At 68.6% G+C, this 12,318-nt stretch carries 13 protein-coding genes; 8 read left to right on the forward strand and 5 right to left on the reverse strand.

The annotated features are described in order from the left end of the window. Window positions 1-27 precede the first annotated feature (27 nt). Complete coding sequence (locus HNP48_RS20060) at window positions 28-1,626, reverse strand: ABC transporter substrate-binding protein (RefSeq protein ID WP_184860299.1); 1,599 nt, start codon at window positions 1,624-1,626, stop codon at window positions 28-30. A 111-nt stretch (window positions 1,627-1,737) separates the two neighbouring features. On the opposite strand from HNP48_RS20060, the gene HNP48_RS20065 reads away from it, so the two are divergent. Beyond that, window positions 1,738-2,130: a RidA family protein gene (locus tag HNP48_RS20065; protein ID WP_184860301.1), complete on the forward strand. Its 393-nt coding sequence runs from the start codon at window positions 1,738-1,740 to the stop codon at window positions 2,128-2,130. Continuing rightward, a complete protein-coding gene (locus HNP48_RS20070; protein ID WP_184860303.1) occupies window positions 2,123-3,073 on the forward strand; it encodes a sugar kinase in 951 nt (316 codons plus the stop codon). Before HNP48_RS20065 ends, HNP48_RS20070 begins: the two co-directional genes overlap by 8 nt. Window positions 3,074-3,233: 160 nt before the next feature. On the opposite strand, the gene nhaR is transcribed toward HNP48_RS20070, so the two are convergent. Further along, the gene (gene nhaR, locus HNP48_RS20075) at window positions 3,234-4,130 is read right to left on the reverse strand and encodes a transcriptional activator NhaR (protein WP_184860305.1); all 897 of its coding nucleotides are present in this window, start codon (window positions 4,128-4,130) and stop codon (window positions 3,234-3,236) included. Window positions 4,131-4,285: 155 nt separating this feature from the next. Between nhaR and HNP48_RS20080 the strand changes: the two genes are divergently transcribed. Beyond that, window positions 4,286-4,837, forward strand: a complete 552-nt coding sequence (locus tag HNP48_RS20080) for an Rrf2 family transcriptional regulator (RefSeq protein ID WP_184860307.1) — start codon at window positions 4,286-4,288, stop codon at window positions 4,835-4,837. Between the two features lie 53 nt (window positions 4,838-4,890). Here the strand turns inward: HNP48_RS20080 and HNP48_RS20085 are convergent, their stop codons facing one another. Together HNP48_RS20085 and HNP48_RS20090 are read right to left on the reverse strand one after the other, a co-directional pair. Continuing rightward, entirely contained in the window at window positions 4,891-5,304 is a 414-nt protein-coding gene (locus tag HNP48_RS20085) for a VOC family protein (RefSeq protein WP_184860309.1), read from the reverse strand. Window positions 5,305-5,344: 40 nt separating this feature from the next. Then, window positions 5,345-5,989: a glutathione S-transferase gene (locus HNP48_RS20090; RefSeq protein WP_184860311.1), complete on the reverse strand. Its 645-nt coding sequence runs from the start codon at window positions 5,987-5,989 to the stop codon at window positions 5,345-5,347. 150 nt (window positions 5,990-6,139) lie between these two features. On the opposite strand from HNP48_RS20090, the gene HNP48_RS20095 reads away from it, so the two are divergent. The 3 genes from HNP48_RS20095 (at window position 6,140) to HNP48_RS20105 (ending at window position 9,208) form a co-directional block, all read left to right on the forward strand. Continuing rightward, window positions 6,140-6,637, forward strand: coding sequence for a copper chaperone PCu(A)C (locus HNP48_RS20095; protein WP_409362572.1), 498 nt, complete (start codon window positions 6,140-6,142; stop codon window positions 6,635-6,637). A 358-nt stretch (window positions 6,638-6,995) separates the two neighbouring features. Then, window positions 6,996-7,835 (forward strand): PhaM family polyhydroxyalkanoate granule multifunctional regulatory protein, encoded by an 840-nt coding sequence (locus tag HNP48_RS20100; RefSeq protein ID WP_184860313.1) that lies wholly within the window; start codon window positions 6,996-6,998, stop codon window positions 7,833-7,835. Between the two features lie 62 nt (window positions 7,836-7,897). After that, on the forward strand, window positions 7,898-9,208 hold the full coding sequence (locus tag HNP48_RS20105; RefSeq protein WP_184860315.1) for an FIST N-terminal domain-containing protein: 1,311 nt from the start codon (window positions 7,898-7,900) through the stop codon (window positions 9,206-9,208). Window positions 9,209-9,229: 21 nt separating this feature from the next. Here HNP48_RS20105 and HNP48_RS20110 read toward each other — a convergent pair whose 3' ends face one another. Further along, complete coding sequence (locus HNP48_RS20110) at window positions 9,230-10,396, reverse strand: rhodanese-like domain-containing protein (protein WP_184860317.1); 1,167 nt, start codon at window positions 10,394-10,396, stop codon at window positions 9,230-9,232. A 233-nt stretch (window positions 10,397-10,629) separates the two neighbouring features. Between HNP48_RS20110 and HNP48_RS20115 the strand changes: the two genes are divergently transcribed. Together HNP48_RS20115 and HNP48_RS20120 are read left to right on the forward strand one after the other, a co-directional pair. Continuing rightward, window positions 10,630-11,844: a sulfite oxidase gene (locus HNP48_RS20115; protein ID WP_184860318.1), complete on the forward strand. Its 1,215-nt coding sequence runs from the start codon at window positions 10,630-10,632 to the stop codon at window positions 11,842-11,844. Between the two features lie 166 nt (window positions 11,845-12,010). After that, the gene (locus HNP48_RS20120) at window positions 12,011-12,307 is read left to right on the forward strand and encodes a cytochrome c (RefSeq protein ID WP_311773847.1); all 297 of its coding nucleotides are present in this window, start codon (window positions 12,011-12,013) and stop codon (window positions 12,305-12,307) included. Window positions 12,308-12,318: the final 11 nt, after the last annotated feature.

Here is a 12,318-nt window from a genome sequence, read left to right on the forward strand (position 1 = left end):
AACGAACCTTCGTGCAGAGGGGCCGGCTTACTTGGCCAGGCCCGTGTTCCAGAAGAAGGGCCAGATCGCTGGCGTGTAGCCCTCGAGCTTGGCCGAGCGCGCCGACAGGCCGTTGAACTTGCCGACTTCGATGAAGGGCACCTCGTCGTACACCACCTGCTGCACCGCGCCCCACAGCGGCCCGCGCTTGGCGACATTGGTCTCCTGGTTGAAGGCCGCGAGCGCAGACTTCTTGGCCGGGGAGTCCCACCAGCCCGGCGCACCGTCACCGAGTTGCGGTGGCGAGAGCATGGGTTCGGGGAACAGGCCCGAGTGCGTGAAGTACACATCCCACAGCTTGGCGTCGTTGCGCCGCTGTACCAGCGTGGCCCAGTCCACCACCTGCAGCTCGGTCTTGAAACCGGCCTTCTTGAGTTGCTCGGACATCACCAGCGCCATGTTGTAGTGGAACTCGTACTGCCGGCTGGCCATGATGCGCACCGGCTGGCCGTTGTAGCCGGCCTTGGCTGCCTGGTCCTTGGCGGCCTGCGGGTTGCGCTCGTTGTAGAGCTTGCTGCCGGCATCGGCGTAGTAAGGCGTGCCCTTGGGAAAGAAGTTGGGCTCCACCACGAAGAAGCGGTTGTCGCCAAAGCCCGCAGCCATCAGCTCGCCCGCGCCCACGGCGGTCTGCACCGCGCGCCGCAGCGGCTGCGCGGCCAGCACGCCTTCCTTGGTGTTGAAGACGATGTAGGGGAAACCGAAGTTCTTGGTCACGATGGGCACCACGGCCGGCGCGCCCTTCTCGATGCGGCCTGCGGCCTCCACGGGCAGCAGGTCGGCGTACTGGAACTGGCCCGAGAGCGCGCCTTCCACGCGCGTGTTGGCATTGGGCACGGGCACGAAGCGCAGCTCGTCGAGCAGGGCCTCGCGGCGGCCGGCGTAGCCGCTCGGTGCCTCCTTGCGTGCGCTGTAGGTGTCGTGGCGCACCAGCACCGTGAACTGGTCGGGGCGGCGTTCCTTGAACTTGTAGGGGCCGGTGCCGACGAAGTCCTTGAGCTGCGGCGCAATGCTCTCCTTGGCCATGATGGCCGCCATGCCGCTGGGCAGGGCCAGCTGGGCCAGCAGCGGGGCATAGGGGGCCTTGAGCTTGAGTTCCACCGACAGCGGGCCCTTGGCCGTGAGCGAGGCCACTTCCTTGGCCACCGATTTGCCGCGGGGCGACAGCTCCATCCAGCGCTGCAGCGAGGCCACCACGTCCTCGGCGTTCAGGTCGCGGCCGTTGTGCAGCTTGACCTCCTTGCGCAGCGCGATGGTGTAGGTCAGCCCGTCCTTGGAGACGGTGGGCAGGCCTTCGGCCAGCATGGGCGCCACGGCCCAGTTCGCGTCGAAGGTGTACAGCGGCTCGTAGACGTGCTGCATGATGGTGCCGACCAGGTCGGCCGTGCTCACCATGGGGTCCAGCCCCTGGGGCTCGCCGACCATGGCCAGGTTGGCCGCGCCGCCCTTGGCGGGGGCCGCCTGGGCGGGCGCGCCCGACCCCAGGGCCACGAGCACGGCCGCACTGGCGGCCAGGCCCAGAACACTGCGCCGGGCGGCCTGGACAGGCATTCCGGGCGTCAACCAATCGCGGATGGATGAGGATTGCATCGTGGCTCCATAAGTAATAACATTACATTTTTCATCGTAGATTACCCTTTTGTGAAAGTCAAACGGGTTTTTTCGGATGTTTGATGTAAATAATTTACACAAGGAGCTTGCATGAGCCACGTAGAACTGCTGGGCCAGTCCCCCATCGCCTCCGACCGCCAGGCGCGGCCCCTGTCGCCCGCCACGCGCGCCGGCGACTTCGTCTTTGTCTCGGGCCAGGTGCCCACCGACGACCAGGGCCAGGTCATCGTCGGCGGCATCGAGGCGCAGACGCGCCAGGTGTTCCAGCGCGTCAAGGACGCCCTGGCCCTGGCCGATTGCACCCTGGCCGATGTCGCCAAGGTCGGCGTCTGGCTGGCCGATGCGCGCGACTTCGGCAGCTTCAACCGCGTCTACATGGAGTGCTTCGGCGACCACCGCCCGGCACGCTCCACGGTGGAGTCGCGCCTCATGATCGACGCCAAGGTCGAGATCGACGTCACCGCCTACAAGCCCCGTGCCTGAGCACCGCGCACCCTCTGTGGGCAAAGCCTTCGACGTGGCCGCGCTGGGCGAGGCCATGGTCGAGTTCAACCAGGTCCACCCCGGCCAGCCGCAGTACCTGCGCGGCTTCGGTGGCGACACCAGCAACGCCGCCATCGCCGCGGCGCGCGCCGGTGCCCGCGTGGCCTACCTCACGCGCATCGGGCAGGACAGCTTCGGCCAGGCCCTGGCCGCGCTGTGGCGCACCGAGGGCGTGGACGTGCGCGGCGTGCAGAGCGATGGCGAGCACCCCACGGGCATCTACTTCGTCACGCACGGGGCACATGGGCACGAGTTCAGCTACCTGCGCGCCGGCTCGGCGGCCAGCCGCATGACGCCGCAGTGGCTGGCCGGCGAGCCGGCGGCCGTGCTGCGCGCCGCGCGCATCCTGCACCTCTCGGGCATTTCGCTGGCCATTTCGCCGCAGGCCTGCGACACCGCCTTCGAGGCCATGCGCCTGGCGCGCGAGGCCGGCACCCGGGTGGCCTTCGATTCCAACCTGCGCCTGAAGCTCTGGCCGCTGGCGCGTGCCCAGGCCTGCATCGCACAGGCGGTCTCGCTGTGTGACATCTTCCTGCCCAGCCTGGAGGACATGCAGGCCCTGACCGGCCTCGCCGACCCCGATGCCATCGTCGACTGGGGCCATGCGCGCGGTGCTGCCACGGTGGTGCTCAAGCTCGGTGCCGAAGGGGCTCTGGCGAGCGACGGCCAGCGCAGGGAACGCATCCCAGGCCTGCGCGTCACCCCCGTGGACGCCACGGGCGCGGGCGACTGCTTCTGCGGCAACCTGCTGGCCCGCCTGGCCCAGGGCGACGACGTGTTCACCGCGGCGCGCTATGCCAACGCGGCGGCTGCGCTGGCCGTGCAAGGCTATGGCGCGGTGGCGCCGCTGCCCTACGCGCGCCAGGTGCAGGTAGCGGCTTGATGTAGAGGCAGCGTGGCACTGGCTCCAGGCTCAGGAAACTGGCGCGATCTGGGCCAGCGCTCCCGCGCAAGGGCCGCCCCGCCGCGAAGGCGGCGTATCCAGCGTCTGCGCTGGGAGCGTCCCCCTGGGGGGAAGACGCGAAGCGGCTCAGGGGGGCTTTCTACCCTGCAAAGAGGTCGGAGCGCGCCGCCTTGGTGATGGCCGCCACGCAGGGGTGGCTGATGCGCCGCTCCACCGAGATCGCGAAGAACTCCTCCACCAACTCCCCCGAGCGGCCGATCACCTCCACGCCGAACTGGGCCCGGGTCTCTTCCTCCAGCACGGTCGGCGAGGTGAACACGCCGCGCCCCTCGCGGCCGAAGGCGTTCATGAGCGCACTGTCGTCGAACTCGCCCACCAGGCGCGGTTGCAGGTGGTGCTTGTTGAACCAGTGGTCCAGCTGCTGGCGCACCGAAGACTGCGGCCCCTGGATCAGCATGGGCGCGCCGTGCAGGCATTGCGGAAACGCCCCGTCGAGCTGGCGGCGCAGCGCCGGGGCGCTGAAAAAGCTCATGCCGCTGCTGCCCAGCGCATGGTTGAAGGCCTTGACGCCGATCTTCTTGGAGACCGGCTCGTCGGCCAGCACCAGGTCCAGCCGGTGCAGGCTCAACTGTGCCACCAGCTCGGGGAACTTGCCCTCGTGGCAGGTCATGTGCACCTGCTCGGCCAGGCCCAGGGCCGGCTCCAGCAGGCGGTAGGCGACCGACTTGGCCACCGAGTCCGCCACGCCCACGCGGAACTCCAGCGGCCGCGATTGCCCGCGGGCCAGGCGGATGGATTTTTCGAGCTCGTCGCCCAGTGCAAAGATCTGCTCGGCATAGCCCAGCGCCACGCGGCCCTCGCTGGTCAGCTCCAGGCCCCGGCCGCGCTTCTTGAACAGGTCGTGCCCCAGCCATTCCTCGAGCTGCTTGATCTGGCCCGACAGCGTCTGCGGCGTGGTGTTGAGCTGCTCGCCCGCGCGCATGATGCCGCCCGCCTTGGCCGTGGTCCAGAAGTAGCGCAGGTGCTTGAAATTCATGGCAATCCAATACTTCGTAAAAAACGAAGAAAAAATCTCAATAAATCGAATATACGCGAAGTGTCAATATCCCTAGAGTACGTACATGGACAGATCGCGCCACGCCCATTCCGGGCACCGAAACCTGGCCATGCAACGTTCACAAGGAGTCAATGATGCGCATCACTACACGAGGGCAGCTCGCCGTTTCGGCCATGACCGATCTCGCGCTGCGCCAGCAAATGCGTCCTGTGGCACTGTCGACCATCAGTGCACGCCAGGGCACTTCGTTGTCCTACCTGGAGCAGCTGTTCAGCGCGCTGCGGCGCGCCGGGCTGGTGGACAGCACGCGCGGCCCCGGCGGCGGCTACACGCTGGCACGCCGTGCGGACCAGGTGTCCGTGGCCGACATCATCCTGGCGGTGGAAAACCTCAAGGGTGACGACACCCAGAGCTTGGCCCAGGGCCAGGCGGCGCAGATGAAGGCCATGACGGGCGAGCTGTGGATCACCTTCAACAGCCGCGTGATGGAGTACCTGCAGTCCGTGACGCTGGCGGAACTGGTGACGCAGGAGCTGGCGCGTGGCGTGGTGGTGGAGTCCGGCGAGCCGGCGCCGCAGCGCGCCCGCGCCGTGCCCACGGCCAAGCCCAAGCCGCGCCTGGCGGGCCTGGGCGTGCCCAACTCGGTGTTCGCACTGGGAAGCATGCCGCTGATGCAGCGGCGTTGAAAGGGCCAGGGGCGGTGGCTGCCGCCCCTGCGTCTGGCCAGGAGCAGGGCCGATCAGGCCGCGTACACCTGCTCCATGGACCGGAAGCCCTTCATTTCGATCGGGTTGCCGCTCGGGTCGTAAAAGAACATCGTCCATTGCTCGCCGGGCTCGCCCTCGAAGCGCACCTGCGGCGCGAGCACGAACTGCGTGCCGGCGGCCTTCAGGCGCTCGGCCACGGCCTTCCAGGCCGGCAGCTCGAGGATGGCGCCGAAGTGCGGCATGGGCACCAGGTGCTCGCCCACATGGCCGGTGGCGGCGCTGGTGAACGGCGTGCCCAGGTGCAGCGAGATCTGGTGGCCGAAGAAATCGAAATCGACCCAGGTGTCGGTGCTGCGGCCTTCGCGGCAGCCCAGCACGCCGCCATAGAAGCGGCGGGCCTCGTCGAGGTCGGTGACGTTGAAGGCGAGATGGAAAAGACTGTGCATCGGCCCAGGATAGCAGCCGATGCGCGCGCCCTTGGCGACGTCAGCCTTTCGGCCTGGCCAGCATTTCAGCCGTGTTGGTCTTGCGGTCGGCATTCACGCGCGCCACGTGGGGGCGTTCGTTCATGCGCGTGAGGTACTCGCGCACCGGCAGCTCGGCCAGGAAGTCGCGCCCGTAGATGATCTTGGTGGCCGACGACACCAGCGGCAGGTGCACGATGGCCGCGCAGTCCGCCGCGGTGAAGTGGTCGCCGCCGATGTAGGGCGCGAACTTGGTGAGCTGGGCGAAGGCCGCGATGTTCTTGGCCAGCTGGAGGCCCACTTTCTCGCGGGCCGCTTCGCTCACCGTGCCGCCAAAGAAGGCCTGGGGGTAGAGGTTGCGTGCCACCAGCTCCAGGTGCAGCTCCATGAAGGTGATCAGCTCGCGCACCTTTCCGGCGGCCAGCGGGTCGGCCGGGATCAGCGGGTGTTCGGGGTAGGCCGATTCGATGTAGTCGGCTATCACGGCCGACTCGCACAGCGTGCCGTTCGGCGTGCGCAGGTAGGGCACCTTGCCCAGCGGGCTGGCGCTGCGGTCGGTCTCGCCGATCCAGGCCAGTTCCTCGGTGAAGGGCACGCCCTTTTCGAGCAAGGCGAGCTTGACCTTGTTGTAGTAGTTGCTGGCCGAAAAGCCGCAGAGGGTGAGCATGGGGTAGTCTCCTTCCAGTGTCCTTTTGTGTGGATATTAGGGGCGTGGCAGACTGCGCCGCGTCGCGCAGATGACGCAAGGCGCCCTCCTGGGCTGGTTTTGCGATCCCCGGGGGCGCGGCCCTCTTTCCCGTTTTCAGGAGTTTTCCCCATGATGTTCCGCATGCATACCCTTGCCGGCCTGGCACTGTCGACCCTGCTCGCCGGTGCTGCGTGGGCCCAGGCCCCCGCCGCTGTGAAGGTCGATGGCGCCTGGGCCCGTGCCAGCGTGCCCGGCCAGAAGGGCACCGGCGCCTTCATGACGCTCACCGCCCCGCAGGGCGCGCGCCTGGTGGGGGCGTCCTCGCCCGCCGCCGGCGTGACCGAGGTGCATGAGATGAAGCTCGACGGCGACGTGATGCGCATGCGTGCCGTGCCCGTGCTGGAGCTGCCTGCCGGCAAGGCCGTGGAACTCAAGCCCGGGGGCTTTCACATCATGCTGCTGGACCTCAAGGCCCCCCTGGCCAAGGACGGCTCCGTGCCGCTCACGCTGAGCTTCAAGGACGCCAAGGGCGTGGACAGCAAGCTCGAACTGACCGTGCCCGTGGCCACCAGTGCGCCCGGCGCTCCTGCGGGTGCGCCAGCGCACGCGCATGGGCACAAACACTAATCCCTGGGGGCCTGGCTGCCATCGCAAGCCGTAGAACCTGTTCAAAGTCTTTTAGCAGCCGCGTTGGAGTGCAATCGGGATGAGTGGATGCTTCGGATGCGCCGCATGGGCTCATGCCCATGCAAGCAGCCGGGGCGTCCAATCGCCCGATTTCACTCCAACCCTTCGGGCAAGTGCCTTTTCGGGCGGTCTGCGGCGTTGCGGCGCTTGTTGATAGCTGAGCTATCAACTGCACCCCGCGCCTTGCATCCCATCCCGAAAAGGGACTTGCGCGGCTACTAAAAGACTTTGAACAGGTTCTCAGTCATTGGGGTAAGCTGTGGCACCACCACAGACCCCCACCTCTTGCGGAGCGGCCATGAGCGACACATCCAACTTCGGTTTCGGCAAATTCGTCCCCGGCTTTGATTTCCTGCAGAGCCTGGCCAAGGGTGCGACCAACAGCATCCCGCAATTGCCCAACCTGTCCAACTGGGTGGCACCGACCATCAGCGTCGAAGAGCTTGAAAAGCGCATCGAGGAACTCAAGGCCGTGCAGTTCTGGCTGGAGCAGAACTCGCGGGCGCTGGCCGCCACCATCCAGGCGCTGGAGGTGCAGAAGATGACCCTGGCCACCCTGAAGGGCATGAACTTCAGCATGGGTGATGTGGCCAATGCCTTCAAGCTCAAGACGGCCGACACCGTGATGAGCGGCGTGCAGAAAGCGGCCGACACCGTGAGTGGCGCGGCCGAGGCCGTGGCCGGTGCTGCCGCACGCGTCACGGGCCGCGCGAAGGACGAGGAAGAAGAGGACGACGCGCCCGAGGAGCCCGCACCGGCCAAGGCGGCGGCCCCCAAGGCGAAAAAGGCCAAGGCGGCGGCTGCACCCCAGGCCTCCGTGGTCGACCCGCTGCAGTGGTGGGGCGCGCTCACCGGCCAGTTCCAGCAGATCGCGGCCAACGCCATGAAGGATGCGGCCAAGCAGACCGCGCTCGACACCACCAAGAACATGGCCACCGGCCTGGCCAAGGAGGCCCTGAAGACGGCCACCGGCATGGCCAGCCAGTTTGCCGCCAAGGGCATGAAGACCATGTCGGGCGAGCGCAAGCCCGCCGCCGCAAAGGCTGCCGCCAAGCCTGCAGCCAAGTCCCGTCCGGCGGCGAAGAAAAAGACGACGACTGCGGCGGCCAAGCGCGCGCCGCGCAAGAGCGCCGGCTGACACCGGCCTGTGCGTCCCACGCGGCTGGGCACCGCGCACCTGCCTGCGAGAAGACACACACCATGAAACTCTTTCCCTCCGGCCACGCCACCCATCCCCAGTGGCGCATGGCCGCGGCCCTGGCCCTGGCGCAACTGCGCGCCCAGATGGCCCTGCCCGAGTACGCAGGCGCTCCCACGCTGGGCCTGCTCTACATCACCGACCACTATGCGGGCGAGGCCCAGGCCCTGCTTGACTACCTGGCCGGCGAACTGCCCGAGGTCACCGACTGGAGCGGCACCGTGGGCGTGGGCGTGGCCGCGAACAACGCCGAGTATTTCGACGAGCCTGCGCTGTCCGTGATGCTGCTCGACGTGCCGCCCGACCAGTACCGCGTGTTCTCGGGCGTGGCCCCGCTGCCTCTTCACCCGGTGGGCGGCTTCGTGGCCCACACGGCGCTGGTGCATGCCGATGGCCACACACCCGAGCTGACCGAGTTGCTGGCCGAGATGGCTGCGCGCACCGAGGCCGGCTACCTGTTCGGCGGCCTCTGCGCCAGCCGGGGTGCGAGCGTGCAGTTCGCGGTCGGTGGCGATGGCAACATGGCCGGGCAGGGGGGCGCCAGCGGGGTCTTCGATGGCGGCCTGTCGGGCGTGGCCTTTGGTGCCGAGGTGGCCCTGGTCTCGCGCGTCACCCAGGGCTGCCAGCCCGTGGGGCCGCTGCGCAGCGTGACTGCGGCGCACGAGAACGTGGTGCTGCAGCTCGATGGCGAGCCCGCACTCGATGTGCTGCTCGACACGCTGGAGGTCTCGCTCGATGGCGATCCGCAGCCCGCGCTGCGCAAGGTGCGCGCCACGCTGGCCGGGCTGGTGGATGCCGGAGTGCAGCCCCAGGGCCAGCAGCGCACGGGCCATTTCGGTACCGATACCCGTGTGCGCCACATCGTGGGCCTGGACGGCGCACGGCGCGGGGTGGCCCTGGGCGACCGCGTGGAGCCCGGCATGCGCCTGGCCTTCTGCCAGCGCAACGTGGCGGCGGCCCGTGCCGACCTGATGCGCATCTGCGCCGAGATCCGCGAGGAGCTGGAGCCCGAGGAACTGGAACCCGTCCCGCTGGCGTCGCAGGACCAAGCCGGCCGCACCATGGCGCCAGCGCCCGGTACGGCCGCCCATGGCCCGGCGGCCGCCGCTGCGCAGAGTGGGCGGCGCATCCGCGGCGCCATCTATGTCAGCTGCTCAGGCCGCGGCGGCCCCCACTTCGGCGGGCCCAGTGCCGAGCTGCAGATCGTGCGGCATGCGCTGGGCGACGTGCCGCTGGCCGGCTTCTTTGCCGGTGGCGAGATCGCGCGCCACCACCTGTACGGCTACACCGGGGTGCTCACGGTCTTCACCTGACGGCGCTCAGGCGCAGGCGCCCTAGCCGGCGGGTCCGTTGCTTTCCGTGGGCAGGCCATCGGCATCCCACTCGGGCAGGCCGCCGCGCAGCCAGTACACCGTCTTGTAGCCCTTGCTGGCGGCCACCTTGGCCGCCTTGTAAGACTTCCAGCATTCGGCGCCGTTGCAGGCAAAGATCACCGGCTTGTTGCGGTCCACCTTCTCCAGGGCCTGGAAGTCGTCCTGCGCGGCGTTGAAGGCCACGTCCTTGAGGCTCTTTTCCACATAGGCCGCGAACACCGCGCCGCGGATGCGCTTGGTCTTGAATTCCTTCTCGGTGCGTGTGTCGACCACCACGGCGCCTTCGGCCTGCAGCTTCTGGGCTTCGCGCGCCGTGATGCGGTTCACACCAGGCAGGCTGTTGGGGGTGAACAGGCCGAGCTCGGCCACACGGCGGTACTCGCCCGCTTCGGGCCGCAAGGCGATGGGGTTCAGGCCGGCGGCGCTGGAGCCCGAGGCGAACCATTGGCCCAGGCGCGCCTTGACGTCGGCGGGCAGGTCCTTCTTCACGGCGATCGAGAAGCCGCCCGGCACCGGCTGCGACGTGGCCAGCACCCGCGCCTGGCCCTTGTGGGTGGCCGACCATTCGGCCCAGTCGTCGGCGCGCACCACGGTGGCATCGGTGCTGCCCAGCACCAGCGCACTGAGCCCGGCCTGCGGGTGCTTCTCGTGCAGCACCGACTTGAGGTCCTGGAACGACAGGCCGGCTTCATTGAGCATGCCGCGTGCCATGTAGGTGTAGATCGAATCCTGCTGGGGCAGGTACAGGCGCTGGCCTTTCATGGCCGCCACATTGGCCACCTGGGCCGAGCCCACGAGCAGGTACAGGTCCGACTTCTGCGTGGCGCCCACGAGCTCGTAGCCGCGCTGCAGGGCCGAGGCCGCCACCTGGGCCGGGCCGACGAACACATCGTAGCCCGCGCTGCGCGTGGCGCGCATGACGTCGGCCAGGTCTTCGCTGGTGGCCACGGTGGCCGATTGCCCGGCCGCCTTGGACAGGCCGGACTCGAATGCGCTGCGCAGGATGCTGTGGGCCGCCTTCTTGGCCGTGGGCTCCACGGCCACGATGGCCGTGAGCTGGGCCTGGGCCAGGGGACTGAGCGATAGCAGCAACAGGGACAGCAGGGCAGGGCGTGTTGTGCGGTACATGGCTTCTCCTCGAAGGTCTGTCAGCCAAATGTCAAATATGCACCAGGGCGCTACGAAGCACACGTCCTTGCGCGGGTTGTTGCCATTTCTTACACCTGCTCTCCAAAACCCCCAGGGCAAAACGCGGCTGCCATACCAGAATGGGATATGCCCCGCGCCTGCTGGCGGTCGCCGTGACCGGTGCGTGCTGCGGAAAAACACATGAACCTGACCAACCCCCGGAGGACCGTTCCATGAAGAATCCCGCGACCCTGCCACGCCGGCACCTGCTCACTGGCAGCGCTGCCGCACTCAGCGCCCTGGGCCTGGCCGCATGGACCCGGGGGGCGCATGCCCAGACCGAGCCGGCAGCAGCGGCCAAGCCGCTGCCCGCCTATGCGGGATGGAAGAACCCCGGCAGCCTGATCGTGCACAGCAGCAGCACCCTGGAGACGCGCCGCGGGGCCTTCGGTACGGGGGTGGTCACGCCATCGAGCCAGCTGTACATCCGCAACAACCTGCCGGCACCCGATGCCGCCATCGTGGCCGACCGCGATGCCTGGAGCGTCTCCATCGAAGGCGTGAAGGCGCCTCGTGCGCTGACCCTGGCCGAACTGCGCACGCTCGGCATCGAGACCGTGACCACGGTGCTGCAGTGCTCGGGCAACGGCCGCGGCTTTTTCCCCAGCAAGCCCAGCGGTACGCCGTGGACCGTGGGCGCCGCCGGCTGCGTGGTCTGGAGCGGCGTGCCGCTGCGCAATGTGGTCGCCGCGCTGGGCGGCCTGGCCGGTGGCGCGGCCTACCTCACGGGCACGGGCGGCGAGAAGCTGCCCGAGGGGGTGGACCCGCTCACCGTGGTGGTCGAGCGCTCGGTGCCCATCAAGGCGCTGGACGATGCCATCCTGGCCTGGGAGATGAATGGCGAGCCCATGCCGCTGGCCCACGGCGGGCCGCTGCGCCTGATCGTGCCGGGCTACCAGGGCGTGAACAACATCAAGTACGTCAAGCGCGTGGTCTTCGGGGCCGAGCAGTCGCAGGCGCGCATCATGTCGCACGGCTACCGCATGTCGCCGCCGGGCACCAAGGCCGGTCCCGACCAGCCCTCGGTGTGGGAGATGACGACCAAGTCCTGGATCAACGGCCCCCTGCCCGAGCAGGGCACGCTCAAGGCCGGTCTGGTGCAGGTGCACGGCGTGGCGTTTGGCGGCACGCGCGGCATCAAGGGCGTGGATGTGTCGGTCGATGGCGGCAAGACCTGGCAGGCGGCCCAGCTCATCGGCCCCGACCTGGGCCGCTTTGCCTGGCGCCAGTTCGTGCTGCCCGTGCGCCTGGCCGCAGGCTCGCACGCGCTGCTCAGCCGTGCCACCGATACGGCTGGCAACGTGCAGCCCGAGCAGCGCGAGGAAAACCTGGGGGGCTACAACAACACCAGCTGGCGCGACCACGGCGTGACCGTGGTGGTGGCGTGAAGTGAAGCACCCCCTGAGTCGCTTCGCGCCTTCCCCCTCTCTCGACTCGCTGCGCGAGTCGGGAGGGGGACGCCCCCAGCGCGGCGGGGCGGCCCTTGCTCGGGGGCGCTGGCCTTGGGCGCGCCAGTTTCATGGACTGTGGGTCGTGCGTGGGATCGGGGGGGGCATATTGGCGCTTGTTGCTGGTGTGGGCTGGGCCGCCGACGCCACGGAGATCGCACGGGGCAAGGAGCTGTTCGGCAAGATCCAGCCGTCCTGCGCCGTGTGCCACACGCTGCAGGCGGCGGGGGCCGAAGGCCAGGTCGGCCCCGTGCTCGATGAGCTCAAGCCCAACGCCGACCGCGTGCTGCGCGCGCTGAAGGCGGGCATCGGCGTGATGCCGTCCTATGCCGACAAGCTCAGCGACAAGGACATGCGGGCCTTGGCGAGCTTCGTCGCCAAGGCCTCGGGCGCTGCGCCCTGAGCTGGAGCGCG

The sequence above is a fragment of the Acidovorax soli genome, assembly GCF_014207955.1.
Classification (GTDB): Bacteria; Pseudomonadota; Gammaproteobacteria; order Burkholderiales; family Burkholderiaceae_C; genus Acidovorax; species Acidovorax soli_A.